This is a genomic window from Priestia aryabhattai, assembly GCF_023715685.1.
In the GTDB taxonomy this organism is placed as follows: Bacteria; Bacillota; Bacilli; order Bacillales; family Bacillaceae_H; genus Priestia; species Priestia aryabhattai_B.
On the sequence record NZ_JAMBOQ010000002.1, the window covers coordinates 321,742 to 347,215 of the forward strand.

Below are 25,474 nucleotides of genomic sequence, written 5' to 3' on the forward strand. Positions count from 1 at the left end.
CCTCACACTACAATTGGTAGTGTGAGGTGTCAAATATGAAAATTGAAAAATTCAAATTTAATGAAACTGGCCTTAATCGCTTTTTTGGCCCGCTTGAAGCAAAAATTATGACGGCTTTATGGAATGGAAATGAAATGTCCATTAAAGACGTACAGCACGTGCTAGAGAAAGAAAAAGCAGTTAACTTCAACACCGTTATGACAGTCATGAATCGATTGGTGGAAAAAGGCGTGTTGCAAAAGCATTTAAAAGGACGTACATCCATGTATCATCCAATTCTTTCTAAAGAGGAATTTATCGATACTCAGTCGAAAGAGTTAACGCACGAATTGATCGATGAATTTGGCTCGCTAGCTGTTACTCATATGCTTGATGCGTTAGAAGAAGTGGATGATTCACTATTAAGCATGCTCGAATCAAAAGTCAAACAGTTAAAAAAGGATGAATAATCAATGAATCAAGGAATACTAAAGCGTTCTAAGCTTATTTTTAACCTGTGCTTTTTTATTGCCGTGACGTTGCTTATGCAAATGGGCATGTATGTGCTGCATTTGCTGTTCGGATGGAATTTATCGTTTAACTTGATTTTACTTTGTAATAAAGTAGCCCACTTTTTCGGCTTGTTTTTTATTGAATACATGCTGAATGCGGTTGTTTTTCATACGATGTTTGTACTGTTCATTAAAGCTGTAAAGCAAGTGTTTCAAATGCGGAAAGTCCGTAAAATGATTACGAAGCTACGAAATGAGACAACAACCGCTGACCTACAAAAAGCGTACGGAAAAGATTTAACGGTCTTAACAACCGATCAGCCCATTGCATTAACAATGGGGTTGTTTACACCGCACATCGTCCTGTCTACAGGATTGCTGTCGGTGCTTGATGAAAATGAACTAGAAGCTGTTATTTACCACGAGCAGTCACATGTTGCAAACAAAGATCCGCTCAAAACGTTTATACTAAGCACGCTTGCCTCTGGACTATGGTATATTCCGTTTATTAAATGGAGCCATAAACGCTTCAAAGTAATGCGTGAAGTGCTGGCTGATCAAGATGCCATTGTGAAAAATGGCACGCCCGCTCACATTGGCAGCGCACTTTTAAAAATGGTAAAAACCGGACAGACAAGTTTTTCATGTGCGCACGTATCGTTTGCTGATACGTCCGTTAATTATCGCATTCAATATATTTTAAATCCGGAAACGAAAATGCCGATGCAGCCTCCTGTTGTTTTAACGCTGACGTCGCTATACGTGTTTTTTATTTTATGTGCGCTAATTTTTACAGCTCTAACAGCTTTGTAAGAGAGAAAGAAAAGAAGGAGATGAGATTGTGTCAAAAGCAAAGAAAAAGAAAAAAGTAACCCCCAATCAGCAAACGTCCTCGAGCAAGTGGCTTTTTTGGGTGATTGGAATTATTGCGGTCTGTATTTTAGGATTAATCGTCCTTTCTAATATGTCAAAGGGCGGAGGAGATGAAAAGGCCGCCCTTACATATGATAACCAGCCGTATCTTGGAAAAGAGTCAGCCCCGGTAGAAGTGGTAGAGTTTGGAGATTATAAATGCCCGGCTTGTAAAAACTTCACGGAATCCTTTTTCCCGCTGATTCAAAAAGATTATGTAGATACAGGTAAAGTGAAGTTCTACTTCATGAACTATGCGTTTATCAACAATGACTCATCTCGTGCAGCAGAGTTTGCCGAGACAGTATACAAAGAGCTTGGAAACGATACATTCTGGAAATTCCATGAACTTCTTTATAAAAAGCAAAACGCAGCGGATGAAAAGAAAGATGTCTTAACGGAATCTTACTTAGAAGATACGCTGAAAGAAGTATCTAGCGATGCCGATGCGAAAAAAGTAGCGAGTGCATTTAAAGATGGAAAAGGAAAAGATGCGTTTGATCAAGACATGAAGGCAGCCAATGACTTAGGCATCACGGGTACACCAACAATTTATGTAGGCGGCAAAAAATTCGAAGGCAAAACAATCGATGACTTTGATCAAATGGTCAAAGATGCGGCTAAGGAGAACAAATAATGAACAAGTCTTTGGTTTTCGGGTGGATTACAGCGCTTATCGCGATGCTTGGAAGCTTGACGTTTAGTGAAGTTCTTCACTTTATCCCGTGTGAACTTTGCTGGTATCAGCGAATTTTAATGTATCCGCTCGCGATTGTGCTAGGTGTAGCCGTGTATCGACATGATACGTTCATCTACAAATACGTCCTGCCGTTTTCTGTGATTGGTATGGCGCTTTCAGGCTATCATTATTGCCTGCAGAAGATACCGGCTCTTAAAGCATTTGAAACGTGTACAAGCGGTGTTCCTTGCTCAGGTCAATATATTAACTGGCTTGGATTTATCACGATTCCTTTTTTAGCATTTATTGCTTTTACAATCATTACGATTATGATGCTTGTTCTTCGCAAGCAGGCGAAAAAAGCTTAACCTTCGGGTTAAGCTTTTTTGTATGGAGACAAAAAAAGTCCCGCTTACAAGAAGCGGGTGCAAATAGGGTACATCTATGAAAAATGATGAAATTGTTTTGACAAGAACAGTATATAAAAGAAAAGTGAAAAAACGGTGAAAAGAGAGAAGCTTTTTTAAAAAAGGTAAGAAAAAAATAAGCTTTTGCCATAAAAAAAGCCCCGCTCACAAAAAGCGGGGAATAAATAGGGGTCATTTATGAAAAATGATGAAATTGCTTTGACAAACTCAGTATACAAAAGAAAAGTGAAAAAACGGTGAAAAGATGGAAGCTTTTAGAAAAACAAAAAAAGACCTGCTCTGGGGAAGCAGGTCTTCAAAAAGGAGTAAAACTATGAAAAAAATATGCTAATTGGCTTCGCAAGTACTATCGTATACCTTTATGGTGAAAAAATGGTGAAAAGAGAAACTAGATATAAAAAAGACCTGCTTTGGGGAAACAGGTCATTAGAAAGGGAGTAAAACTATGAAAAAAATATGCTAATTGGCTTCGCAAGTACTATCGTATACCTTTATGGTGAAAAAATGGTGAAAAGGGAAACTAGATATAAAAAAGACCTGCTTTGGGGAAACAGGTCATTAGAAAGGGAGTAAAACTATGAAAAAAATATGCTAATTGGCTTCGCAAGTACTATCGTATACCTTTATAGTGAAAAGATAATGAAAACGATATTAGGATATAGCTCCTATTTTTCCATATTATAGATTCATTTCTCTTTAATAGGGTATACGTTCATTAGAATCGATATAAACTTGAAGAACTGGCAGGGAGGTATATATATGGAAAAGAAAAGCGAAGCAACTACGAATCAGCGCATGGCTCACCGCACTCGAAATAGCTGGTCAGGCTTTTTGTTTGGCGTAGGATTAGTTGCTTTTATTGATGAAGCAGTGTTTCATCAGCTGCTTCATTGGCACCACTTTTATGATAAGTCCACAACGGCCGCTGGTTTAGTGTCAGACGGTTTGTTTCACGCATTCAGCTGGTTTGCTACAATCGCATCACTTTTTATGGTAGCAGATCTAAGGCGCCGGCGCGGCTGGTGGGTAAAAAGATGGATAGGAGGAGTATTGCTTGGAGCCGGGGCGTTTCAGCTTTATGACGGCACCGTGCAGCATAAGCTTATGGGACTTCATCAAATCCGATACGGAGTGAAGATTGTACCTTACGACATTACGTGGAATGTGCTTGCATGTTTGATGCTGCTTATTGGCATCATTTTAACATGGTTTACACGTAAACAAGGTGCACACCATGACTAAATATGAAGTATTATCTCAGCTTTTATTAGCGCTGCCTTTTGCCGCTGCCTTTTTTTTATACATGTGGGCTGTAGCGTCTTCGAATGCAACATATAGAAGATGGTCATTATACAGGACGGCCTGCTGGACCCTTGGTATTTTATGCGCCGTATCTTCTGTAGCAGGACCGCTTGCAGCGCGTGCTCATATGGACTTTACCGCGCATATGACAGGGCATTTGCTTTTAGGTATGCTAGCCCCGTTTTTAATGGCGTTAGGAGCACCTCTTACGCTATTGCTTCGCACGCTTCCGGTTCGCGCAGCCAGAGAAGTTTCCAAACTTTTAAAAGGACGGTTTGTTCGGTTCATCAGCAGTCCGGTGACGGCTTCTGTTCTTAACATAGGAGGACTTTGGGTTCTTTATACAACGAGTATGTATGGCATGATGCATCATTCTTTTTTCGTGCATGTCGCTGTACATATTCACGTATTTTTAGCAGGCTATTTATTTACCGTATCGATGATTTCAATCGATCCTTCGCCGCATCAAAAAAGTTTTACGCACCGGGCTTTCGTATTGATTATTGCTCTTGCTGCTCACGGTATTTTATCAAAATATGTGTACGTTCACCCGCCCATGCACGTCTCGGCGGAACAAGCGAAGCAAGGGGCTATGCTAATGTATTACGGAGGCGATTTAATCGACTTATGTTTAATTGTGCTTCTTTGTTATGAGTGGTTTAAGCGGGTTCAAAAAGTATCTCTTACATAAAAAATGCGCAGAAAGCATGATGCTTTCTGCGCATTTTTTAGTGAATGTTTCGTTTTTTAAAGCGTCCGCCGCGGACTTCGGTAATATCTGCAACGGCTAAAAAGGCAGTAGGGTCAAAATCTTCAACAATGGTTTTTAGCTTTGATTCTTCAAGACGCGTAATGATGCAGAAAATCACTTTTTTATCATCGCCCGTATAAGCACCTTCACCGTGCAAATAGGTAACGCCTCGACCTAGACGCGCATTAATCGCATCGCCAATTTCGTCGGAATATTCACTAATAATCCAAGCTGATTTTGATTCTTCCAATCCTTCTACAACTGTATCAATGGCTTTAGCTGCAATGATATAAGCAAGGATGGAATACATGGCGCGGTCCCACGTGAACACAAATCCCGCTGCTCCTAAAATGAAGAAGTTGAAAAACATTACAATTTCTCCTACAGAAAACGGAATTTTTTTGCTGATTAAAATGGCAAGTATCTCCGTACCGTCAAGCGCTCCGCCGTAGCGAATTACGAGTCCAATTCCAATTCCGAGAATAATTCCTCCAAAAACGGTAGCAAGAAGAACGTCTGCGGTAAACGCGGGGACTTCATGAAACATAGAAGTTAAGATGGATACAACTAGTATGCCAAAAATAGTGGAAAGGGCAAATGTTTTCCCCATTTGCTTGTACCCGATAAATACAAACGGAAGATTTAGTACAAAAAGAAAGATTCCTAGATTTACTCCAGTAAGGTGCGAAAGCATGATGGAAATACCAGTAATTCCTCCGTCGACAACGTGGTTTGGAACAAGAAAAATTTCAAGTCCTGTGGCCATGAGCAGCGCACCGATCGCAATGGCAATGGCCCTTCCAAATACTTGTCCCTTGGACAGCTTTCGGTGCTGAATTTTCGCTTTTTCGAGTTCTGTCATTTGCATGTCTCCTTTGATGTCTCATATGTATTTCTCACTTTAAAAAAGTGAAACCACTTTTAATTATACCTTACTATGCACAATTAGTGGGGATAGACGCATTAATTACTTGGTTCACCATATAAAAAAGCCTGCTTTAGAGTCATAAGCAGGCTTTTTAAGGAGTAAAACGATGAAAAAAAGTATGGTTGGCTTCACAGCTTTAACTATATAGAAGTTTGATGAAAAAACGATGAAAACGCCGGCATGTGTGGTAAGAAATTCGGGGATACTAGTTAAAAAAGGCCAAAAGGAGATGACGAAATGAATGTGTGGATGATGTATAACTACTTGATGCATTCGCAAATCTTTTTAAGCAGCGTATTAATTAGCGGTATTCTTCTTGTTAGCGGAGGATTTGTGTACGGCAGAATAATGAGCAAAAAGTGAACCTAATATTGCCACGGATAGGTTGTTAATGGAAGATGATCGATAGCTGCTTGGTTAATGTTATACTTGCTCCATAAGCTTAGTGTGGAGGTGTCAGCATGAGCAAGCATCATGATCTAACAGCATCATACGGAGAATCGTTAGTAACGTGTGAACATCAGTTTGAAGCTAGCTATTACTATCATCAAGTGCGCGAACAGTGCATGAATCAAATTCATGAAATAAGCAAAGCGGTAGATGAGTTTGCCGTTGATTTTACAGATGAAAGTTTGAAAATATTAGAGCTTCTTTACTATGATTTAGAAGACAGCAATTGCTTTGACTATTTTTCGATGACAAAAGAAGAATTCGAAGAGTGTATGGGCGTATACTTTGGTGAAGTGGTTACGTCTACTATTGACGAAGCGCGCTGGGTGGTAAAAGAATATCCGCTTATGGAAAACAAGTATGTGACCGGAATTGAAAAAGGGAATCTTTCACTTATGTTTCCCCATGGCTTTTTTAACCATAAAGAGCGTCATCCAGAGTGCGTTTTTACCCTTTATTATTTATATAAACAGCTGCAAAAATAGTAAAAAGGTGAACGCAAGTTCACCTTTTTTATTGTCCAAGTTTTATAGGAATATAAATATCCATTTCATATGTATCACTATATAAATTACTGTGTATAGCTGTATTTACAATTTCAAGAGCAGGACCTTCAATCATGCTGCAAGAAGAGTTCGGCAGCCATTCATTCCAGATGCTGCTATACGTCGACTTAAGCGATGTAATGGGACCTGTGTGTTTGAACTGCAAGTATGTGAATGAAGGAAACGTATGAACGCTCATACCTTTTGGAATACAAGCTGTATCGGCTACTTCTGTCCCTGCAATATAAAAATAATTTTCTTTTTTCGGAGCCATGCAAATGCCTGTAACCATATGAGGTTCTTTTGAAGAAGTAATCATTTCTTTTTCTTTAAGTATTTGCTTCAAAAGATTCTCTTTTTGATACTCTCCGTTTTTTGCTATGCCTATCACTGAAAATCCTTCTTTATATACAACTTTACCTTGCATAATCCACCTCGAATTTTTCAAGCTCTAGCTCTTATTCTATCAATTATAAATTACTTTACCGTGATTGTAACATAATCTTAAGTAGATATCGATGCAGAAAATGGAACATGAGCAAAGCTTCAAACACATGCTTGAGATACTCCGATTGTTACATAAAAACAGCGCAGGAATTCGTGCGCTGTTTTTGCTGATGCAACACTTTATTTATATAACGTTTACGAAGAGTAAATCCGGGAAACTTCTTAGTATAAGTCAAAATGGTAGCTAAACCAGTAGTCGTCCTGCACATGTTTTGTGCTTGAAGCGACAATATGCTCATGACCTTGTTCATCCGTGGCAATCCAGTTGTAGTTGATATCCATTTTAATCGGATACATATTGCCCTTTTTAAACAAAATGACAGGGGGGTTTACTTCAACAAACTCGTTCAGTTTTTTAACAACATCTTCTTTACAGCGAATTAGCTCCATGTTTCTTTCTCCTTTGGTGTTATTGCACAATCATATTTTTTGCGTTGTGCACAATATATATTTTAAAATAACAGAAGTAAGTTTAGCACATTTTACAGAAAACAGAGAAATAAAAAGGAGCGATATCGATGAATGAACAAATTTTATTAGCAGAACGCCCAAAGGGAATGCCAACAAAAGATACGTTTAAATACGAAAAAATTGAGATGCCTGCAGCGAAAGAAGGGGAGGTAATTGTTCAAACACTTTACCTTTCTGTTGATCCGTATATGAGAGGACGCATGAACGATACAAAATCATATGTTCCTCCATTTGAGCTAAACGCACCGCTTGCAGGCGGCATTGTAGCGCGCGTAACGGAATCAAAATCAGATCGCTTTAAAGAAGGCGATATCGTGACGGGAATGCTTCCTTGGAAACGCTATTCAGCGGCAGAAGCAAAAAACTTACAGAAGGTTGATCCAGAGCTAGCGCCAATCACAACGGCTATCGGCGTTCTTGGTATGCCAGGTCTCACTGCTTACTTTGGATTGCTTGAAATCGGTCAGCCAAAAGAAGGCGAAACTGTGGTCGTTTCCGGTGCAGCAGGTGCTGTTGGATCTGTTGTTGGTCAAATCGCCAAAATTAAAGGTGCACGTGTTGTCGGCATTGCAGGTTCTGAAGATAAAATTGCTTATTTAAAAGATGAGCTCGGATTTGATGAGGTGCTTAATTATAAAAAAGGTAATGTGAAAGAAGCGTTAGAAAAAGCGTGTCCTAATGGTGTTGATGTTTACTTTGAAAACGTCGGCGGAGAGATTTCAGATGCAGTTGTTAGCTTATTAAATAAATTTGCGCGCATTCCGCTTTGCGGCCAAATTTCACTGTATAACTTAGAAAAACAAGATGTTGGACCACGTGTTCAAACGCCTTTGTTAATTAACAGTGCGTTAATGAAAGGCTTTATCGTAGCAGACTATGCAGACAAATTCCCTGAAGGCATTAAGCAGTTAGGCGAATGGGTGCAGCAAGGAAAAATCAAGTACAGCGAAAACGTTGTAGAAGGTTTTGAAAATGTACCTGAAGCGTTCCTTGGTTTATTTGAAGGAGTAAACTTAGGAAAACAGCTTGTAAAAGTAGCAGAATAAGCGTAAAGGAAACCGTGCGGGATCATTCCCGCACGGTTTCCTTTACATTGTTGAAGCCGTTTGTTGTTTAGCTTCTTCTTCAATATGTTCACCAGTTCGTTCGATTGGCGAGCGTTTGTGATAGCGTCCAAGCAGTCCTGTCATGATGAAGATGCCAATTAACGAATAAAGAACTTGAACTACGCCAAATACTACTGTTGCAGAGCCGACAATTAACACATCTGTCAAAAGCATTGTTTTACCTGGATTAATGCCAAGTCGTTTATCAAGAAACACGCATAGCATGTTGATTCCGCCAAGAGAAGAACCGTGGCGAAACAAAAAGATCAGTCCAATGCCGACAATAATGCCGCCCACAACCGCAGCTACAAGCGGATGCGGAAGCACAAATGAAAAGTTGGCAGCTAATAAATCGGACATCACTGACATCAGGCTAACGCTGATGAAACTTTTTATCGTAAATTGAAGTCCAATTTGCGTAAGAGCCATAAAATAAAATGGTAAATTGATAATAAAGAACAACACCCCAAACGAAATACCGGTTAAATGTTGCAGGACAATTCCAAGACCTGCTGTTCCGCCAATAACGAGGTTAGAAGCGGTTAAAAATTGAATACCGATGGCAACGCATAAACAGCCAAAGGTAATCCATCCCCATTGTTTTACGTGATTCATATCTCCATCCCCTTTTGTATATTTATACAATACTTTCGATAGAAAACACCGTCTTTTAATTCACAAAATCTATTTTACTATATATCTTTTCAAAAAAAAGCACTTTTGTAAGAGAATCTAACACAAGATAAATAGTTAGATAATTCAGATTTATTAAGTTCCTTTAGAGCGAATGATTGATAAACCAATATGTTTTTAAAAAAAGATTAAAAAGAAAGAATGAGAAAAACGGATTTTGGATAATGTATAAACAAATATTTGGATAATGGTTAAAAAAAGGGAGGAAATATCAGTTAAAAAGAACTATTTTAATTAATAATTAAAATATTATTCGTCTTTTTATTGATTTTTCATTTAATTTAGATGAAATATAACATTATTATCATGAAAATATGTAGAGATGGAAGTGGATACGAAATGAATAATAAATTATCAGCATTGACAGGGATGGCTGTACTTGCTCTTTCACTTACAGCATGTGCCCCTCAGCAAGAAAAAGAAGTGTCTGCTGAGAAAAAAGAACCTGTTCAAAACCTGGCTGATCAGCAAATCATGGCGGACGCTTGGTATCAAACATCCGGCGAAATGAAAGCTTTGTATTACCAAGGCTATAATACAGGAAAGCTTCGTTTAGATGAGGCGCTTGCAAAAAGTACCGATAAAAAGCCTGCCATTATTTTGGATTTAGATGAGACCGTACTTGATAATAGTCCATTTCAAACTTCAGCAATCAAAACTGATAAAGGATTTCCTTATAAATGGGATGAATGGGTGCAAGCAGCAAAAGCGAAAGCAGTGCCAGGTGCTGTTGATTTCTTGACGTATGCGGATCAAAAAAGCGTAGATATTTACTACATTTCAGGCCGTACAACTTCTCAACTTGAGGCAACAATTAAAAACCTAAAGAATTTACATATTCCTCAAGCAACCAAAGACCATGTGCTATTAACGGGTCCAAAAGATGAAGGAAAAGAAGCGCGCCGTCAAAAAGTAGCGATGAATCATAATGTAGTCCTGCTGTTCGGTGATAACTTATCTGATTTTAGCGGTTTTGATAAAAAGTCCATTAATAATCGAAATAAGCTTGTAGAAGAGCAAAAAGAAGCGTTTGGCCAAAAGCTAATCGTGTTTCCAAATCCAATGTATGGAGATTGGGAAGGAGCTATTTATAACTACGACTACTCGATTTCGGATAAACAAAAAGATAAGCTTCGCCGCGAACAGCTTCAATATTTCAACTAAAAAAAGCTGCCCCTTTACGTATGTAGTAAAAGGGCAGCTTTTTTTAGTTGTTTTTAATCTTTCCAATATAGCCGATTCAAACGATAGCTTGTACAAATAGCCACTTATGCGGCTTACTTTTTAAGAAAGAAGCCACAGAGCGTAAGGAACTTGCTTCCACTCGTGTTTTAACATGCCATAAATCACAAGATCGTGGTAGTGATCATATAAGTATTCACCTTCTCTGCAAATGCCTTCTTCTGTAAAACCTAGACGCGTAGGAATGGCTTTGCTTTTTTCGTTATTAACGCCGCAGCGTATTTCGACTCGATGAAGGTTTAACGTATTAAATGCATAATTCAGGCATCCGTGTACGGCTCTTGTCATAATTCCTTTTCCTTGGAAATTATGTCCAATCCAATAGCCGAGACTTGTACTTTTATTTCCCCAATTAATTCCGTGAAAACCAATCATCCCGGCGATTTCTCCGTAGTACCGAATGATGGCCTGAAACCCTTGGTTATTATAGTATTGAGCTCTCCATTCAGGAATGAGTTCATCATAGTCAGCAATACTTTGCATGCTATCTACCCATGGGAGCCATTCTTTTAGGTAAGGTCTTGACTCGTTAATAAGAGAAAGCAAGGGGAAAGCGTCAGTGGATTCAATTAAATGCAAACTAACTTCGTCATCAATTTTGTATTCAAACATACGAAAGCCTCCTATGATGATGGGCCTGCTGAGATAAGCGTAGCGTGTAGGCAGTTCTAACATCTAGTTTTTCTTTATTCTACCACAAGTAGAAGAGGGGAGAACGAGGAAGTTTAAGTTGAAAGCAAATAACGCATAAAGTCGATAGGGTTTTAATGATTAAAAAAATTAATGATTGAAAGCAATTTATCAATATTTTTACAGAAAAGAAGCGTATACAGTGATACAATGGGAGAAGAGATAAGCCGTTGTATTTATACATACTTCATAACAAACATGATATTGGATTGATAAAAGCAGGTGGTAAAAACATGGATGTACAACTATTAATAACGGTATTTGCACTCGGGTTTTTCGGGTCATTTTTAGCAGGTATGCTTGGAATTGGAGGATCAGTTGTTTTGTATCCGCTGTTACTATTTGTTCCGCCTCTTGTAGGAGTAGGAGCATTCAGCGCGCACGAAGTAGCTGGTATAGGAGCCGTACAGTCGCTGTTTGCATCTGTTTCAGGAGCTCTTGCTTACAAAAAGGGCGGCTACTTGAATAAACCGTTAATTTTATATATGGGTGTCAGCGTCTTAGTTGGTAGTCTCATTGGTTCAACGCTATCAACCTCGTTTTCAGAAGGAATGATCAATTTCATTTACGGCGTGATGGCAACAATTGCAGCAGGATTAATGTTTATGCCTAAAAAAAATAATCCGGCGGACGATTCATTCGAAGTGACGTTTTCAAAACCTTTGGCAGCAACTCTGGCGTTTTTAGTTGGAATTTGCGGAGGGATTGTCGGAGCAGGTGGCGCATTTTTACTTGTGCCTATTATGATTACCGTGTTAAAAATTCCTGTGCGCGTAACAATTGCAAGCTCATTAGCCGTGACGTTTATTTCGTCTATGGGAACAACATCCGGTAAAGTGATGACGCATCAGGTCCTTTTGCTTCCGGCACTCATGATTATTGGAGCAAGCCTACTAGCAGCTCCGATCGGCGCTTTTGTAGGGCAAAAGACGAAGGTAGCGTCGCTGCAAGTTATCTTAGCGATCGTTATTACGGCGACTTCGTTGAAAATATGGTTTGATTTACTGATGAAATCCATTCATTAAAAAAAGCTGCCTTTTTAAGAGCAGCTTTTTTACGTTGTTTTTGATGACACAAGGTGAGCCACTAAAATATAGCGCTCAGGTGCTGAACCAATATAGTTAAATGGATAACAGGTGCTGACGGTTAAAGTGGCTCTAGGCTTTGGCACAATAACGGTCCGGTCATCCGCATCAACAATTCGTACTTTGTTCACTTTGTATGTGAAGGTACCTGCTGCTGTATTCACCACAAGCGAATCGCCTTCACCCACGTCGCCAAGCTTACGAAAAACCGTATCGCGATGTCCAGATAGAACAGAATTGTCATTTTGACCAGGCAACACGCTTCCTGCAAAATGACCGACGCCTTTTTCTAATTCATCTTCGTTCGTACCATGATAAATCGGCAGCTTAGCGTTTAATTTAGGAATATATAATTCTCCCATTAAATCACCGATTTTTGGCTGTTTCGGATAAGACACATTTGACACTTTCGGCTTTTTTTCTGAGCTAGCAGTACGAGGGTGTACCGGTTTTTTAGATTCAACAGCAGAATCTTCAGGAGAGGAGTCTGCTGCTGAAGGTTCTTTGCTTTTAGAAACTGAAGCTGCGGCAGGTTCTTCTGTATCCATTGTTTTAAATGCCAAATAGCCCCTTGCAAATTTATAGGCGTTTGTTGTCGTAAACCAAAGACCAAAGCAAATGACGGCGGCTAAAAGGGAAAGAACAATCAACCGCTTTTTGCGATTGATTGTTCTTCTTGTTTTTCTTGGTTCCATTTTATGCGCGTCTCACTTTGCGGAAAAGAACAAAGCCAGCTGCTACAAGCACTAATCCAATTAATGTATTCGTTACATAATCAGAAGCCGTTTCCGGAAGTTTTGCACCTTTAACGGTTTTTTGCACAGCGCTGTTTGTTTGTTTCTTCACCGGTTCTTGTTTCTTTTCTACTGCAGGCTTTTGCGTTTCAGCAGGTTTTACTGCAGCTTCAGCAGATTTTTCTACTTCTTTTCCTGTGTCTGTGATGATATCAGAATTGAACATATCGCCTGTAATCACCATATCTGCTAAAAATTTGCCATCTGTCGTATAAAGAGAAATTTTTAGACTCGCATTTTTTAACTCTTCTAGGTTGATTAAATCGGTAAGAGAAAGTGATTTTTCACTTCCGCCTTGTACAAGTGAAAATTTAGCGTCTAAATGGAAGGTTGATAGCAGCTCTTTATAAATAGACATTAATTCCGCGATTTGATCAGCAGATAATTCTGTTGCTGTATCAAAATCTTCAAATGCCGCTAAGCGCTCGCCTAATTGATCTAAGCGGTTGAGCGTTGCTTCATTTGAAAGCTCATCTTCTAACGATGTAAAATGCGCTTGGATTCGATCCAATTCTTCTGATGTTAAGCCGAATTGAGACTGCATAAATGAAAGTAAGTCAGTTAAATCTTCTTCGCTTAATTCATCATCGTAAGAAGTGTCCTCTTCGTCATATGACTCATCGTCTTCATACCAGTCATCGCCTTCTAAATAGAAGCCGACATCCTCGTATAAATCATCTAGGTACACATAATCATCTAAGCTTTGCCCGTTCTCTTTTAATAACGCATTTAAGCTTGTTTTGTCTAAGTCAAAATCTGCATACACATCTTGCACGTTATGTAAGTCAGCTGCAATTGGTTCACCTAAAAATTCTTCTAAATCTGCGATTGTATCGTAGTTTTCAAGACTATCGTCATACAGTGAAAGTGAATATTCAACGTCGTCTTTGGTTACTTCAAAGCCTCTCGTTTGGCTTACCGATTTTAAATACTTGTTGAAATCGGCGTCAAATGTTGACGCCGCTGCGAATGAAGACGTTGGAAATACGCCAACAAACAGCAGAAATGATAATAAAATTGCCCCCAGTTTTTTCATCAATTTTCTCCTTTTTTTTACGTTTTCTACAAGATTATATAGGAATAGTTATAAATTTACAATATATACTTATATTATATATACCTTGAATATAGTGGTAATTTTAGGTATTTATAGAATTGTAGATTTTGAAAACATCGTATAAAAGCGAGCGGAAAGCTCTAGATAGAAAAACGAAAAAATAAAGAAAAAGGTTTATAATTTTTTGGGTAGAAGAAAAAATATAAAAAAGCATCAAAAAAGAACAGCACTTAGAAGCTGTTCTTTTTGAAATGATATGTAAGCAATAGCATAGATAGTTGAAATTCGATACCGTTCCGCTTTAGAAAAAGGTGGTTACGAGTTATGATTTTAGTAAGGATAAAGAAGAAAAGTGAGAGCGCGGTTTTGTCAGCTCTATTTTGATTCCTTTTAGTCTTAAACGTTCTACAAACTGTTTGCGTTTTTTTCGCTTTTCATGCGGGGATTGATTCATATTTGCCTCATCCTCCATATTTAGTCAAGTAGCTAACATATCATTATCATAATCAAAAGATGACGGTTACACAATAAACATTCTCAAATATTCACAAAGATTTAAAATTTGTTACATTGATAGTGTACATGTACCCGATTCTCTTTTTTTCTAACATTTCAATGTGCTGTTTTTAAATTGAAGGTTTACAACTCCTGTTGTATCATCGAAATGTGTTCAAAGTGAGGTTATTACATAAAGGTTCGTAAAGCTAATATTCATCTTGAGCAGCATATGGTTAAACAAGTATTTATTTATGAACATAAAAAAGAAACCCTTATTCATTAAGAGTTTCCGCAGCTATTGCTTATTACGATCAAGCCCATCCTTAATTCATTTTATTGATCTTCTGGATCTACTTCAAGGCTTTCAACTTCGTCATTCTTTTTTACTTCTAATCGTACAACTTTATTTTTACTATCTCCAGACACATTATCATTATCTAGCTCAAAGTCTTTTGCTTTTTTATAAGTCTTTTCTCCGCTAGATACTTTTATGGTGAGATTCTTATCTGTTTCATTAATTAATTTTCCAATTACGCTGTAATCTCCATCAGATTCTTTTTCATAGATACCATTTGAATCAGCTTTTGCTAAAGCCGTTAATTCTAGGCTTTCAGCGTTTTGATCTTTAGCATTAACCTCTACTTTCACCTGTTTCCCATCAATGTCCTTAGGTGTATCTTTTTCTTTCTTAAACGAATTCCCTTTAGGTATCTTCACCTGTTTATCATCAATGACAAGTGTTAACTCATCGTTTGTTTCTTTGTCTAAAGTTCCAACCAAATCAAAGTCCTCATCCTGTTTACTGTCAGGATCTTTGGAATACTGCTGTAAATTTGATTTATTTTCAGAGGAGCTGCTTTCATTTTGAGATGTATTTTGAGATGAATTATCTTGATTGGAGCAACCCGTCAAAGATCCTGCAGCTAAAGCTCCAGCTAATGAGATGGATAACGTTAACATTTTTTTGTTCATATGGTTTATTCCTCCTTTTTTACTTGTAGTTAATATTGCCTTTCTTCTATAGAAGTAAACAAGCAGAAATTTAACGAAATGTCTCAACAAAATGAACACGCAAACTTTTATATTTTGATTCATTGTGCTTAAAAGCTATACTAGTAGTAGGTATAGAAAAAAGTAAAACGAGATTGTACATCTCATCTATTCGTATACAAAAAAGAAAGAGGGATCTCCATGAAAACAGAACAGCAGTATTTTGAAGAAGGAAAATCAATTCAAACATATATGAATGACATGAGTACATTAAAAGAGGAAAGTTTAGCTGTGTATGAACAATTTCAGCTTCCAGAAGATGGACTGGCTGACACCCTAAAGGCTCATCAGCTTCATTTCTTAACGATTACTGAAGATTGGTGCGGAGATGCGATGATGATTAACCCAATCATTCGTAAAGTAGCTGAAGCTGCAGATATCGATGTGCGCGTTGCACTGCGAGATGCGGACACCGAATTAATTGATCGTCACTTAACAAACGGCGGCCGTGCCATTCCGATTATTTTAATTTTTAATAATGAAGGGAATTTACTGGGGAAATGGGGTCCTCGTGCTCCCGAAGTTCAGCAAATCGTCGATGAGCTTCGTGCCACGCTTCCTTCAAAAGAAGATCCTTCGTTTGAAGAAAAACAAAAAGAAGTCTTTTCTGCTTTACGAATAAGATATAAAGAGGAACCGGCTCTTTGGTCGTATGTTTATAACAGCTTTAAAGAAACGGTATTAGCTGTGGTGAGATAACTTAAAAAGCAAGGTAAAATGAGCGCTTCATTTTATCTTGCTTTTTTTCTGGCAACCGCAACAAGATCGTTTGTATATCACTTTAATCGAAAGGCTGCTTTTATTAACATCAGTGTTCAAAACGCGCACTTTCACTTGGGAAAACGTAGAAAATTCTAAAAATAAAAATATTTTTTATTCAAAACGCGTACTTTTTAACTTGATGATGATATAATAACAAATAATAAATGAAGGAGGAGGACGCGTTAATGAATGTAAAAGCTTTTGGTCATTATTTTTAAGCAGGATTTTTAGAGTTCGAAATGAATCTTATTTTTTTATTTAATGAAAGCGCTTAATAACTCACTTCTCAGAAAATATAGAAGAAAGGTGTTAGATACATGAATAACTTACATAGAAAAATGGGAACGTTTTCTCTCATGATGGTCGGTCTTGGATCTATTATTGGATCAGGATGGCTGTTTGGGGCATGGAGAGCTGCTCAAATTGCAGGGCCTGCAGCAATTGCTTCTTGGATTATTGGAATGGTTGTTATTTTATTTATAGCTCTTTCTTACAGTGAACTAGGGTCTATGTTTCCAGAAGCAGGAGGTATGGTTAAGTATACGCAATACTCGCATGGCTCATTTCTTGGCTTTATTGCTGCTTGGGCAAACTGGATTGCAATCGTATCGGTTATTCCTGTTGAAGCGGTTGCCTCTGTTCAGTATATGAGTTCATGGCCGTGGGAGTGGGCGAAATGGACAGGCAGTTTAGTAGAGAACGGGATTCTTACTGGAAAAGGCTTGGCTATTGCTACAGGACTATTAATCATTTATTTTCTTTTAAATTATTGGACCGTAGGCTTATTTTCGAAAGCTAATTCACTTATTACCGTTTTTAAGATTGTGATTCCAGGGCTTACAATTGGTGCTCTTTTATTCGCAGGGTTTCACGGCGGAAACTTCTCTTCTGCAGGGGGCGTTGCTCCAAATGGATGGGCAAGCGTTTTGACAGCTGTTGCTACTTCTGGGATTGTGTTTGCTTTTAACGGTTTTCAAAGCCCCATTAATATGGCCGGAGAAGCGAAAAATCCGGGACGCTCTATTCCTATTGCAGTGGTAGGATCCATTTTAATTGCAACCGTGATCTATGTATTGCTTCAAATTGCGTTTATTGGAGCGGTAAACCCTTCAGAAATCGTAAAAGGATGGAGCCATCTTAACTTTAATTCGCCGTTTGCCGATTTAGCGATTGCGTTAAATATTAACTGGCTTGTTATTGTTTTATATGCGGATGCTTTTGTATCGCCGTCAGGAACAGGTATTACGTATACAGCTACAACGTCACGCATGATTTATGGCATGGAAAAAAATAAATACTTGCCGAATATACTAGGAAGAGTTCATCCGCTTTACGGAGTTCCGCGTCAAGCAATGTTCTTTAATTTATTTGTCTCATTCATTTTTTTATTTTTATTTAGAGGCTGGGGAATATTAGCCGAAATTATCTCTGTAGCTACATTAATTTCGTATCTTACCGGTCCTATTACAGCTATGACGTTAAGAAAAACAGGGACCGAGCTTTATAGACCTTTACGTATAAAAGGGTTAAACGTAATAGCGCCTCTTGGCTTTATTTTTGCTTCACTTACTCTTTACTGGGCAAGGTGGCCGTTAACTGGACAGGTATTATTCATTATTTTAATTGGATTGCCAATTTATTTTTATTATCAAGCAAAATCAAAATGGAAAGGCTTTGGTCAAAACTTCCGAGCTGGCGTTTGGATGATTGTCTACTTATTATGTATGATGACAATATCTTGGATAGGAAGTGAAAAGTTCGGGGGACTCAATATTATTAAATACGGTTGGGATATGGGTCTTATTGCAATTGTGGCACTTTTCTTTTATGCTTGGGCACTTAAAAGCGGATACAAAACCGAGTATTTAAAAGAGGCAATCGATGTCAACAATGAAATGAAAGCAGCGGAAGCGCAGGCTGCCTCGACTAAAGAGCAGATTATAGAAAAACAAATTAAATAAGTAGTAAAAAAGCAGCCTGAATAGCTAAGGCTGCTTTTTTTAGGCATGAATTTTATTTTTTTGAATAATAGGTAGTAAAAAATGCTATAATGGTGGCAAAATCATGCAAGGAGAGAACGAATTATGGATATCGTATCAATCACTTCTTTTTTAGGCGTAGCCGCTTTGCTTACTGTTATGCCTGGTCCTGATAACTTATTTGTTTTAGCACAAAGTATATCAAACGGTAAATATGCAGGAATCTCAACTTCATTAGGGCTTTGTACGGGCTTGCTTGGCCATATAGCTGCGGCAACATTGGGTCTATCGGCTATTATCTATCAATCGGCTTTAGCATTTGCTATCGTCAAATATGCTGGAGCAGCTTATTTATTATTTCTGGCTTATAAGACGTTTACAGCCAAAAATTCGGCTCTGACTCTTGAAAATAAAGAAGCCGTTGAGTACAAGGTGCTATATAAAAAAGGGGTGATTATGAACCTGCTAAACCCCAAAGTTTCGCTATTTTTTCTTGCTCTTTTACCTCAGTTTGTTAATCATTCAACCGGACACGCAACACAGCAAATGCTTGTTTATGGAGCTGTATTTTTAGTTCAAGCGCTGATTATTTTTACGTTAATTAGTCTATTTGCGGGAAAAGTAGGGGAGTTTTTGCGAAAATCTCCGGCGCTGTCTAAGCGACTTAATCTTGTGCAAGGTTCTATCTTTACGCTTATTGGCTTAAAAATTGCTTTCAGTGAGAAATAGCAGGAGATACGCTAGTGAACCTGCTTTTTATCTCCATTAAGAGGCGGGGACAAAAGTATTTTAGTTGAAGGGAGATCCGAACGAAGGCTTCATGTGTTTAGTTGCTGCTAGCTGGTGATTGGAGGGCAAGGCGAAGACTCCTGCGGGAAAAGCGGAATAGGTGAGACTCCGCAGGAGCGTAAGCGACGAGGAGGCTCATCGGCCGCCCGCGGAAAGCGAAGTCTTGCACGGAAATCAACAGCGGTGCTAAAAGTAATCCATACTAGCTCATTTATCCCATTTGTTCGTCTTTAGATGGGAATTGATTTAGTTATGTCTCAATCTCTTTTTTTGTGCTTTAAAAACAGCGGAGAGCAGCTAGTAAAATCCAGCTTTTTTGAGTTGATGTTCTCGAATGTTTTAAGGGGACGAACCCTTCTTGTCCAATTACATATATATATAGAATGAGAGATAAAACATCAGACAAAGCCGGTGTTAATCACAAGTTCTTTCATATTATGGTTGAAAGGAAAGGTTCACATGAAAAAAGTATGGCTAGATGCAGGACACGGCGGTACAGATTCAGGCGCTTTAGGAAATAATTTGCGTGAAAAAGATATTACGCTGCAGCTTGTACTACACGCGCGGGCGTATTTAGAACATAACTATTCAGTAGACGTTCAAGTAACTCGTTCAACCGATGTGTTCGTTTCATTATCAGATCGAGCAAATCGGGCTAATGCATGGGGAGCGGATGTTTTTGTTTCTATGCACATTAATGCTGGCGGAGGTACTGGATTTGAAACGTATCGCTATCCATCAGAAGAGGGAAGTCAATCTTCTCTTTTACAAAAACAGCTTCATACGGAGATTTTAACAATCATGCGGAAATTTGGAACGATTGCAGATCGCGGTTTAAAAACGGCTAATTATGCTGTACTGCGTGAAACAAATATGCCTGCTGTTTTGACAGAAAACTTGTTTATCGATACGGCAGTCGACGCTGAAAAATTAAAAAAAGCTATGTTTCTTCGGGAAGTGGGAGAAGCGCACGCGCGTGGAATTGCTAAGTATTTAAAATTACCTTCTAATCAAGTTACATTCTATACCATTCAATCTGGAGATACATTTTATAGCATTGCAAAGAAGTATAATATTACCGTTCAGCAGCTGCAGGATGCAAATCCCGGCGTAGATCCTACAAAACTGCAAATTGGTCAGCAAATTGTTCTTCCTGTCACTACGTATACTGTACAAGCAGGAGATACGTTTTATAGCATTGCGGAAAAATATAGCATGACCGTTCAGCAGCTGCAGGATGCAAATCCCGGCGTAGATCCTACAAAATTACAAATTGGTCAGCAAATTATCATTCCCGCTGTTTAATATCCGTAAATAAAAAAGATGACACAGTAGTGTGTCATCTTTTTTTCTTATTGAACCAATCTTACAAGCATATGGGCAAGGTGATGCTGCTGTTCTTCGTTTCCAACTTTCCACAGTTCGTGAAGCAGGTTTTCCTCTCGATTGCGGGGCTCTTCATGCTTAGCAAGGTAATCTGCTACTTTTTGAGCCGTTTTAGCCAGTTGTTCTTCGTTCATTCCTAACTTATCACCTTTTTCCACCTTGTCTCCTAGATAACTCTTAAATCCTTCGAAGCTAGAGAGAATATCCTCTTTTTTCTCTTCGCTCATAGAATTAATTGCTCCTTCAACTTTTTCACCTTTTGCTGAATGATTTGTTTCTACAGAATGACTCATAACTTTTTTCTCCTCTCGTGGTTATAAATGGGTTTAGAAAGCATATTCCCTGAGGTTTCAGTAAATAAACGTCCGAATGTGTTATTTTTAAATTATGGCGTTTTCTGCTGACTTAAAAAATAGGTCTTACTTTCAAACGAGATTTTATAAAACGCTAAGCAGACTTTGGATGAGGAAACCAAAGTCTGCTGCTTTGTCCGTCTTGCATTTATGCTGAAGCATCATATTTCCGGTGTAGGAGTAGGCTTGGCATAGCCTTCCTCATATTTATCATCGATTTCTTGACGAATGTCTTCTATGCTTTTTCCTTTGCTGTAGTCTACTACAGCTTGAGCCGCTATTTCTAAACAGACGCCGCATTTTGTTCCGTGATCGTCCCACGTCACTGCGCCGTTTCCTTTGTTTTCAAAGATAAAACAGTCATAGTTGTTTTGATGATTAGCTTCTTCTCCACATCCGCAGTAGCAAGGAATGTTTTCTAGTAAGGTTTGATGATTAGCAGCTGCTGCATAAATAAGCTGCATATCTTCTGGTTTGTCACTCAGAAAGGAGGGGAGAGTTTCACTATTTTCCGTTTCTTCTCGTTTATCAGCTAATGTGTGCTGCTGATGTTCTTCGTGTTGTTTCGTTTCTGTACGTTTGCTACCTGAATTTTCTTTACTTTCGTTTCCGCAGCCGGACACCATGCTTGCTGCAAGAACAACCGTTATGATCCTTGATTTTATCATCAAAATGTTCATCCTTTCTTCAATTAAAGATAGACAATGATATGTACATCCATCATGTTAAAAAGACATAATTAGCCTTTGAAGTCACTCATCAACTTTCTGTAAAATAATTTTCCGATACATACCTTTCAACATGACGCTTGAATTTTCCTTCAAGATAAGATGAGCCCGACTTGCTTCAAACACATGTTCAAAAGAGACTCCAATATCGGTGCCAAGCAATTTTATGAAGGGACGGAATATTTTTTTAGGAAAAGCCGCTGATTTCTCTTTGGTTTCGAATTTATCAAAAATGAGGATAGTTCCCTTAGGTTTTACTACTCTTGTCATTTCTTTTAAAGCTTGCTCGGCATCTGGTACTACGCTAAGAATTAAGCTTGCTACAACAACATCAAACGAAATAGAGTCGAATGTTAGATGCTGAGCGTCCATTTGGTGGAATGTTATAGATGGGTTTTTGTATTTATCTTTTGCTTTTTGAAGCATTTCACTGGAATAGTCGATTGCCGTTACATTTACTTCGTGAGGAATAAAAGCTAAATCTGCGCCTGTTCCCACACCTACAAATAAAATACGCTGTTCAGATGAAAAGTGAACGTCTTGAAAGACTTTTTTTCTGGCTCGATAGAACATTCCGTTATTAAAAAAGACATCATAAAAAGGGGCCCAACACTTGTAAATAAATTGATTCCAGCGGTTATTCACGCAAACCCTCCTAGAAAATAAGCTTTCCAACGCCTGCTGGAAAGCTTATTGATTACATTTGTTTTTTCATTTTGAGTAAGCGAAGGCTGTTTAAAATAACAAGTAGCGCTGCTCCTGTATCGCTTAAGACGGCAATCCACAGAGTGAGCCACCCTGGGAAGATAAAGGCTAAGGCAATCACTTTAACAATAATAGAAAACCAAATGTTTTGTTTGATAACGGCTAATGCTTTGCGACTTAGCTTCATCGTATGAGGAAGCTTTTCTAAGTTGTCTGCCATCAGGACAATATCGGCTGTTTCCATGGCCGTATCGGTACCAGCACCGCCCATTGCAATGCCAAGATCAGCAGTGGCGAGGGCAGGGGCATCATTAATTCCATCTCCAACCATAGCCGTTTGGTACCCTTCATGTTGAAGCTGCTGTATGGCCTTTACTTTGTCTTCAGGCAGCAAATCAGCGAAATAGCGGTCTACCCCTGACTGAGAGGCAATCATTTTAGCTGTTCCTTCGTTATCACCGGTTAACATCACAATTTGCTGCATTCCGTTTTGTTTGAGGCTCTCTAAAGCAGATACGGTTGTATGTCGGATGGTATCCGCTACGCCAAGAATGCCTAGAACACTTTTAGCTGTTCCGACAATAATAATCGTTTTACCTTCGTTTTGAAGCTTTTCAATATGAGACCAGCAATGGGATAGAGGTGTTCCTAAATCTGAGAATAATTTTGCATTGCCTGCGTAATACACCGTTTCTTTAATTGTGGCTTGCACGCCTTTTCCTGTCAGGATTTTAAAATTTGACCCTTGTAAAGAACCGACTTTTTTCTCCGTTGCATAATCCACGATAGCGCGGGCAATAGGATGATTCGAATAGTCTTCAAGCGTTTTTGTTATGGCTAAAAGCTGCTGTTCTTCGGCAGCAACAGAAACAACCTCTGAAACGGCTGGTTTGCCTTCTGTCAGTGTTCCTGTTTTATCAAAAGCAATCGCATTGATTGCACCTGCTTTTTCTAAAAACGTCCCGCCTTTAATGAGTACGCCATTTTTCGCCGCATTTCCAATCGCAGATACAATGGCGACGGGAGTAGAAATGACTAGCGCGCATGGACAAGCCACAACTAATAATTCAAGCCCCTTGTAGAACCACTCACTCCATGAACCATCAAACAGGGGAGGGATGACCATAATGAATAAAGCTAAAATAAAGACGATAGGCGTGTAAATGGTCGCAAATTTATCAACAAAAGCTTGAGTAGGCGCTTTTTTCTCTTGTGCCTCTTCTACTAAATGAATGATTTTAGAAATCGCCGTATCTTCTACTAGCTTTGTTACCTTAATTTCTAACGATCCGTTTTCGTTAATCGTGCCGGCATAGACTGCATCACCGATTACTTTATCAACTGGGATAGACTCACCTGTGATAGGAGCTTGGTTGATACTGGATTCGCCATTTATAATTTCGCCATCAAGCGGAATTCGGTCTCCTGGCTTTACGACAATCGTGCTGCCGATTGAAATATCTTCTGCTGCTTTTTTAATCAGCTGTTCATTTTCTTTCACCCATGCTTCAGAAGGAGCTAAATCCATTAAACCTCGTATCGAGTTTCTTGTTTGTTCAATCGACCTTGTTTGTAGAGCTACACCTAAAGCAAATAGCCAAACAACCGTAGCACCTTCAAGCCATTCACCAATAACAGCTGCTCCAAGTGCTGCAACGGTCATCAAAACATTCATGTCTAAAGAACGACTTTTGATTCCGTAATAAGCACTTTTAGCCGGTTTATATCCGCTAATAATCATGGCAATAGCGTACAGTAAAGTTGTCATATAAGAAGCAATTCCTGTATGAGAACCGATAAAACCTAATGCGATGAGAATACCTGAAAAAACAATCGTTCCATTTTTGCCTTTATGGTGCCGAGACTCAGCAGACTGCCTGCTGCTTGTTACTAAAGTAGCGGTATACCCAGCTTTAGATACTTCTTTGATAATGTCTTCGGCTTCGTTATCATGCTCAATTTGTGCTTTTCCCGTTGAGAAGTTAACGCGTACGTCTTTGACAGCAGGAACTGTTTTTAAATGATTCACAATCGTGTTCGCACAAGCCGCGCAGTCCATTCCTTCAATCAAATATGTTTTCATTTTCTTATTTGATTGGATAGGTTCAATGCTAAACCCCAGTTTTTCTACTGAGCTTGGAACGGATGACAATGCTGACTCACTTGCCGCCGCCACTTGAAGTTTTCCTGTAGTGTAGTTGATTGTTACATTTTGAATATCGTTTAACGTTTTTAAACTTTTTTCAATCGTAGCAGCACAGGAAGGGCAATCCATTCCATACACGCGGTATTCGGCCGTTTCTTCTATGTTACTATCGCCTTGTACTATATCATGGTCACCGCAGCAAGAATGCTGGCTTTTGTCGGTCGTTAACGCAATCGTATCTGAACAGCAGCTGTGACTATGTTCATGACTCTTTGTGCCGCAGGAAGAAGGCTCTTCAGTAGATGCGGCTTCTGAAGAAGAGGAGCAGCAGGCCTTGCTTTCAATTTCTGGTGAAGAAGATCCGCTGCAGCAGCTTCCGGTATGGTGATGATGTTTTTTATCTTCGTGTTTCATTGTGTCCCACTCCCTATACGGTAAGAAAAACTTAAATGGTTATGTCTTCTTTTTTAGCAAACATAATATCAATTACTTGTTTAATATGTGCATCCCTTAAAGAATAAAAAGCTAACTTTCCTTCTTTGCGATAATTGGCAATTCCTATATTTCGCAGCAGTCTTAAGTGATGAGAAGCAGTGGCGACCGTAGATCCTACAATATTGGCTACGTCACATACACATAATTCCTCGCCTTTATACAGAGCCAATACGATTTTCAGCCTCGTTTCATCTCCTAACGCTTTGAACATCGTAGAAACACCTTGAACAGCTTCAACATGGATAGAAGGCTTAATACGATTCACTTTTTCTTCATTAAAACAATAAATATCACAGCGATCTTTTGGCATAATTTCCTCCTTCATTCAAACATTCAAATGATTGTTTGTTTATAATATATGTCAATTTTAAAAAATGTTCAAACATTTATTGATTATTCGAAATTTTTCTCTGGACAAAACATAAATATATGAAGAATAAATATGGAAAGTA

General features: G+C 38.7%; 30 protein-coding genes. 16 read left to right on the top strand and 14 right to left on the bottom strand.

Translation table 11 applies throughout. The features are described 5' to 3' along the window. Positions 1 to 35: 35 nt before the first annotated feature. The 6 genes from M3225_RS08400 (at position 36) to M3225_RS08425 (ending at position 4,503) form a co-directional block, all read left to right on the top strand. Positions 36 to 449 (top strand): BlaI/MecI/CopY family transcriptional regulator, encoded by a 414-nt coding sequence (locus M3225_RS08400; protein ID WP_251392505.1) that lies wholly within the window; start codon positions 36 to 38, stop codon positions 447 to 449. Between the two features lie 3 nt (positions 450 to 452). After that, complete coding sequence (locus tag M3225_RS08405; protein ID WP_251392507.1) at positions 453 to 1,304, top strand: M56 family metallopeptidase; 852 nt, start codon at positions 453 to 455, stop codon at positions 1,302 to 1,304. Positions 1,305 to 1,332: 28 nt separating this feature from the next. After that, positions 1,333 to 2,040 carry a DsbA family protein gene (locus M3225_RS08410; RefSeq protein ID WP_251392509.1) on the top strand — a complete coding sequence of 236 codons (708 nt, stop codon included), beginning with the start codon at positions 1,333 to 1,335 and terminating at the stop codon, positions 2,038 to 2,040. After that, positions 2,040 to 2,450, top strand: a complete 411-nt coding sequence (locus M3225_RS08415) for a disulfide oxidoreductase (protein WP_251392511.1) — start codon at positions 2,040 to 2,042, stop codon at positions 2,448 to 2,450. The genes M3225_RS08410 and M3225_RS08415 overlap by 1 nt, the downstream gene beginning before the upstream one ends. 819 nt (positions 2,451 to 3,269) lie before the next feature. Beyond that, positions 3,270 to 3,752 carry a DUF2243 domain-containing protein gene (locus tag M3225_RS08420; protein WP_251392513.1) on the top strand — a complete coding sequence of 161 codons (483 nt, stop codon included), beginning with the start codon at positions 3,270 to 3,272 and terminating at the stop codon, positions 3,750 to 3,752. Next, positions 3,745 to 4,503 (top strand): cytochrome c oxidase assembly protein, encoded by a 759-nt coding sequence (locus M3225_RS08425; RefSeq protein ID WP_251392515.1) that lies wholly within the window; start codon positions 3,745 to 3,747, stop codon positions 4,501 to 4,503. The genes M3225_RS08420 and M3225_RS08425 overlap by 8 nt, the downstream gene beginning before the upstream one ends. Before the next feature lie 37 nt (positions 4,504 to 4,540). On the opposite strand, the gene M3225_RS08430 is transcribed toward M3225_RS08425, so the two are convergent. Further along, positions 4,541 to 5,425: a YitT family protein gene (locus M3225_RS08430; protein ID WP_074895024.1), complete on the bottom strand. Its 885-nt coding sequence runs from the start codon at positions 5,423 to 5,425 to the stop codon at positions 4,541 to 4,543. A gap of 303 nt (positions 5,426 to 5,728) precedes the next feature. Between M3225_RS08430 and M3225_RS29480 the strand changes: the two genes are divergently transcribed. After that, the gene (locus tag M3225_RS29480; protein WP_285885329.1) at positions 5,729 to 5,854 is read left to right on the top strand and encodes a hypothetical protein; all 126 of its coding nucleotides are present in this window, start codon (positions 5,729 to 5,731) and stop codon (positions 5,852 to 5,854) included. A 98-nt stretch (positions 5,855 to 5,952) separates the two neighbouring features. After that, the gene (locus tag M3225_RS08435; RefSeq protein WP_251392517.1) at positions 5,953 to 6,426 is read left to right on the top strand and encodes a hypothetical protein; all 474 of its coding nucleotides are present in this window, start codon (positions 5,953 to 5,955) and stop codon (positions 6,424 to 6,426) included. Between the two features lie 28 nt (positions 6,427 to 6,454). Here the strand turns inward: M3225_RS08435 and M3225_RS08440 are convergent, their stop codons facing one another. Next, complete coding sequence (locus tag M3225_RS08440; protein ID WP_251392518.1) at positions 6,455 to 6,934, bottom strand: GyrI-like domain-containing protein; 480 nt, start codon at positions 6,932 to 6,934, stop codon at positions 6,455 to 6,457. 221 nt (positions 6,935 to 7,155) lie between these two features. Further along, a complete protein-coding gene (locus tag M3225_RS08445; protein WP_251392519.1) occupies positions 7,156 to 7,383 on the bottom strand; it encodes a hypothetical protein in 228 nt (75 codons plus the stop codon). A gap of 128 nt (positions 7,384 to 7,511) precedes the next feature. On the opposite strand from M3225_RS08445, the gene M3225_RS08450 reads away from it, so the two are divergent. After that, positions 7,512 to 8,510, top strand: coding sequence for an NADP-dependent oxidoreductase (locus tag M3225_RS08450; RefSeq protein ID WP_251392520.1), 999 nt, complete (start codon positions 7,512 to 7,514; stop codon positions 8,508 to 8,510). Between the two features lie 42 nt (positions 8,511 to 8,552). Here M3225_RS08450 and M3225_RS08455 read toward each other — a convergent pair whose 3' ends face one another. Next, positions 8,553 to 9,185 (bottom strand): YitT family protein, encoded by a 633-nt coding sequence (locus M3225_RS08455; RefSeq protein WP_251392522.1) that lies wholly within the window; start codon positions 9,183 to 9,185, stop codon positions 8,553 to 8,555. A gap of 417 nt (positions 9,186 to 9,602) precedes the next feature. Here M3225_RS08455 and M3225_RS08460 point away from each other — a divergent pair, with 417 nt between their 5' ends. After that, on the top strand, positions 9,603 to 10,427 hold the full coding sequence (locus tag M3225_RS08460; RefSeq protein WP_251392527.1) for a 5'-nucleotidase, lipoprotein e(P4) family: 825 nt from the start codon (positions 9,603 to 9,605) through the stop codon (positions 10,425 to 10,427). A 120-nt stretch (positions 10,428 to 10,547) separates the two neighbouring features. On the opposite strand, the gene M3225_RS08465 is transcribed toward M3225_RS08460, so the two are convergent. Continuing rightward, entirely contained in the window at positions 10,548 to 11,117 is a 570-nt protein-coding gene (locus tag M3225_RS08465) for a GNAT family N-acetyltransferase (protein WP_251392528.1), read from the bottom strand. Between the two features lie 311 nt (positions 11,118 to 11,428). Between M3225_RS08465 and M3225_RS08470 the strand changes: the two genes are divergently transcribed. Next, complete coding sequence (locus tag M3225_RS08470) at positions 11,429 to 12,220, top strand: sulfite exporter TauE/SafE family protein (protein WP_251392529.1); 792 nt, start codon at positions 11,429 to 11,431, stop codon at positions 12,218 to 12,220. 29 nt (positions 12,221 to 12,249) lie between these two features. Here M3225_RS08470 and M3225_RS08475 read toward each other — a convergent pair whose 3' ends face one another. From M3225_RS08475 to M3225_RS08485, 4 genes are all read right to left on the bottom strand, one after another. Next, positions 12,250 to 12,975, bottom strand: a complete 726-nt coding sequence (locus M3225_RS08475) for a class D sortase (RefSeq protein WP_251392532.1) — start codon at positions 12,973 to 12,975, stop codon at positions 12,250 to 12,252. Position 12,976: 1 nt separating this feature from the next. Then, positions 12,977 to 14,110: a processed acidic surface protein gene (locus tag M3225_RS08480; RefSeq protein WP_251392535.1), complete on the bottom strand. Its 1,134-nt coding sequence runs from the start codon at positions 14,108 to 14,110 to the stop codon at positions 12,977 to 12,979. A gap of 343 nt (positions 14,111 to 14,453) precedes the next feature. Further along, positions 14,454 to 14,585: a hypothetical protein gene (locus tag M3225_RS29485; protein WP_013057845.1), complete on the bottom strand. Its 132-nt coding sequence runs from the start codon at positions 14,583 to 14,585 to the stop codon at positions 14,454 to 14,456. Positions 14,586 to 14,962: 377 nt separating this feature from the next. Next, positions 14,963 to 15,601, bottom strand: a complete 639-nt coding sequence (locus M3225_RS08485) for a hypothetical protein (RefSeq protein ID WP_251392537.1) — start codon at positions 15,599 to 15,601, stop codon at positions 14,963 to 14,965. 219 nt (positions 15,602 to 15,820) lie between these two features. On the opposite strand from M3225_RS08485, the gene M3225_RS08490 reads away from it, so the two are divergent. From M3225_RS08490 to M3225_RS08510, 5 genes are all read left to right on the top strand, one after another. Beyond that, on the top strand, positions 15,821 to 16,378 hold the full coding sequence (locus M3225_RS08490) for a thioredoxin family protein (RefSeq protein WP_251392540.1): 558 nt from the start codon (positions 15,821 to 15,823) through the stop codon (positions 16,376 to 16,378). A gap of 380 nt (positions 16,379 to 16,758) precedes the next feature. Beyond that, positions 16,759 to 18,402: an APC family permease gene (locus M3225_RS08495; protein WP_251392542.1), complete on the top strand. Its 1,644-nt coding sequence runs from the start codon at positions 16,759 to 16,761 to the stop codon at positions 18,400 to 18,402. A 123-nt stretch (positions 18,403 to 18,525) separates the two neighbouring features. Further along, positions 18,526 to 19,149, top strand: coding sequence for a LysE family translocator (locus M3225_RS08500; protein ID WP_251392544.1), 624 nt, complete (start codon positions 18,526 to 18,528; stop codon positions 19,147 to 19,149). Positions 19,150 to 19,263: 114 nt separating this feature from the next. Then, the gene (locus tag M3225_RS08505; RefSeq protein ID WP_251392546.1) at positions 19,264 to 19,443 is read left to right on the top strand and encodes a hypothetical protein; all 180 of its coding nucleotides are present in this window, start codon (positions 19,264 to 19,266) and stop codon (positions 19,441 to 19,443) included. Positions 19,444 to 19,668: 225 nt separating this feature from the next. Beyond that, complete coding sequence (locus M3225_RS08510) at positions 19,669 to 20,514, top strand: N-acetylmuramoyl-L-alanine amidase (RefSeq protein WP_251392548.1); 846 nt, start codon at positions 19,669 to 19,671, stop codon at positions 20,512 to 20,514. A gap of 47 nt (positions 20,515 to 20,561) precedes the next feature. Here M3225_RS08510 and M3225_RS08515 read toward each other — a convergent pair whose 3' ends face one another. The 5 genes from M3225_RS08515 to M3225_RS08535 all read right to left on the bottom strand — a co-directional run bounded on the left by M3225_RS08515 (position 20,562) and on the right by M3225_RS08535 (position 25,332). After that, positions 20,562 to 20,888, bottom strand: a complete 327-nt coding sequence (locus M3225_RS08515; RefSeq protein WP_251392550.1) for a DUF3243 domain-containing protein — start codon at positions 20,886 to 20,888, stop codon at positions 20,562 to 20,564. A 221-nt stretch (positions 20,889 to 21,109) separates the two neighbouring features. Then, positions 21,110 to 21,616 carry a PCYCGC domain-containing protein gene (locus M3225_RS08520; RefSeq protein ID WP_251392552.1) on the bottom strand — a complete coding sequence of 169 codons (507 nt, stop codon included), beginning with the start codon at positions 21,614 to 21,616 and terminating at the stop codon, positions 21,110 to 21,112. 84 nt (positions 21,617 to 21,700) lie between these two features. Then, positions 21,701 to 22,321 carry a class I SAM-dependent methyltransferase gene (locus M3225_RS08525; RefSeq protein WP_251392554.1) on the bottom strand — a complete coding sequence of 207 codons (621 nt, stop codon included), beginning with the start codon at positions 22,319 to 22,321 and terminating at the stop codon, positions 21,701 to 21,703. A gap of 52 nt (positions 22,322 to 22,373) precedes the next feature. Further along, positions 22,374 to 24,941 (bottom strand): heavy metal translocating P-type ATPase, encoded by a 2,568-nt coding sequence (locus M3225_RS08530; protein WP_251392556.1) that lies wholly within the window; start codon positions 24,939 to 24,941, stop codon positions 22,374 to 22,376. Positions 24,942 to 24,972: 31 nt separating this feature from the next. Then, entirely contained in the window at positions 24,973 to 25,332 is a 360-nt protein-coding gene (locus M3225_RS08535) for an ArsR/SmtB family transcription factor (RefSeq protein WP_251392568.1), read from the bottom strand. Between the last annotated feature and the right edge of the window lie 142 nt (positions 25,333 to 25,474).

Coding starts and splice junctions, on each gene's coding strand:
- M3225_RS08400 (WP_251392505.1), top strand. CDS start 36: ATGAAAATTGAAAAATTCAAATTTAATGAAACTGGCCTTAATCGCTTT.
- M3225_RS08405 (WP_251392507.1), top strand. CDS start 453: ATGAATCAAGGAATACTAAAGCGTTCTAAGCTTATTTTTAACCTGTGC.
- M3225_RS08415 (WP_251392511.1), top strand. CDS start 2,040: ATGAACAAGTCTTTGGTTTTCGGGTGGATTACAGCGCTTATCGCGATG.
- M3225_RS08420 (WP_251392513.1), top strand. CDS start 3,270: ATGGAAAAGAAAAGCGAAGCAACTACGAATCAGCGCATGGCTCACCGC.
- M3225_RS08425 (WP_251392515.1), top strand. CDS start 3,745: ATGACTAAATATGAAGTATTATCTCAGCTTTTATTAGCGCTGCCTTTT.
- M3225_RS08430 (WP_074895024.1), bottom strand. CDS start 5,425: ATGACAGAACTCGAAAAAGCGAAAATTCAGCACCGAAAGCTGTCCAAG.
- M3225_RS29480 (WP_285885329.1), top strand. CDS start 5,729: ATGAATGTGTGGATGATGTATAACTACTTGATGCATTCGCAAATCTTT.
- M3225_RS08435 (WP_251392517.1), top strand. CDS start 5,953: ATGAGCAAGCATCATGATCTAACAGCATCATACGGAGAATCGTTAGTA.
- M3225_RS08445 (WP_251392519.1), bottom strand. CDS start 7,383: ATGGAGCTAATTCGCTGTAAAGAAGATGTTGTTAAAAAACTGAACGAG.
- M3225_RS08450 (WP_251392520.1), top strand. CDS start 7,512: ATGAATGAACAAATTTTATTAGCAGAACGCCCAAAGGGAATGCCAACA.
- M3225_RS08455 (WP_251392522.1), bottom strand. CDS start 9,185: ATGAATCACGTAAAACAATGGGGATGGATTACCTTTGGCTGTTTATGC.
- M3225_RS08460 (WP_251392527.1), top strand. CDS start 9,603: ATGAATAATAAATTATCAGCATTGACAGGGATGGCTGTACTTGCTCTT.
- M3225_RS08465 (WP_251392528.1), bottom strand. CDS start 11,117: ATGTTTGAATACAAAATTGATGACGAAGTTAGTTTGCATTTAATTGAA.
- M3225_RS08470 (WP_251392529.1), top strand. CDS start 11,429: ATGGATGTACAACTATTAATAACGGTATTTGCACTCGGGTTTTTCGGG.
- M3225_RS08475 (WP_251392532.1), bottom strand. CDS start 12,975: ATGGAACCAAGAAAAACAAGAAGAACAATCAATCGCAAAAAGCGGTTG.
- M3225_RS08480 (WP_251392535.1), bottom strand. CDS start 14,110: ATGAAAAAACTGGGGGCAATTTTATTATCATTTCTGCTGTTTGTTGGC.
- M3225_RS29485 (WP_013057845.1), bottom strand. CDS start 14,585: ATGAATCAATCCCCGCATGAAAAGCGAAAAAAACGCAAACAGTTTGTA.
- M3225_RS08485 (WP_251392537.1), bottom strand. CDS start 15,601: ATGAACAAAAAAATGTTAACGTTATCCATCTCATTAGCTGGAGCTTTA.
- M3225_RS08490 (WP_251392540.1), top strand. CDS start 15,821: ATGAAAACAGAACAGCAGTATTTTGAAGAAGGAAAATCAATTCAAACA.
- M3225_RS08495 (WP_251392542.1), top strand. CDS start 16,759: ATGAATAACTTACATAGAAAAATGGGAACGTTTTCTCTCATGATGGTC.
- M3225_RS08500 (WP_251392544.1), top strand. CDS start 18,526: ATGGATATCGTATCAATCACTTCTTTTTTAGGCGTAGCCGCTTTGCTT.
- M3225_RS08510 (WP_251392548.1), top strand. CDS start 19,669: ATGAAAAAAGTATGGCTAGATGCAGGACACGGCGGTACAGATTCAGGC.
- M3225_RS08515 (WP_251392550.1), bottom strand. CDS start 20,888: ATGAGTCATTCTGTAGAAACAAATCATTCAGCAAAAGGTGAAAAAGTT.
- M3225_RS08520 (WP_251392552.1), bottom strand. CDS start 21,616: ATGATAAAATCAAGGATCATAACGGTTGTTCTTGCAGCAAGCATGGTG.
- M3225_RS08530 (WP_251392556.1), bottom strand. CDS start 24,941: ATGAAACACGAAGATAAAAAACATCATCACCATACCGGAAGCTGCTGC.
- M3225_RS08535 (WP_251392568.1), bottom strand. CDS start 25,332: ATGCCAAAAGATCGCTGTGATATTTATTGTTTTAATGAAGAAAAAGTG.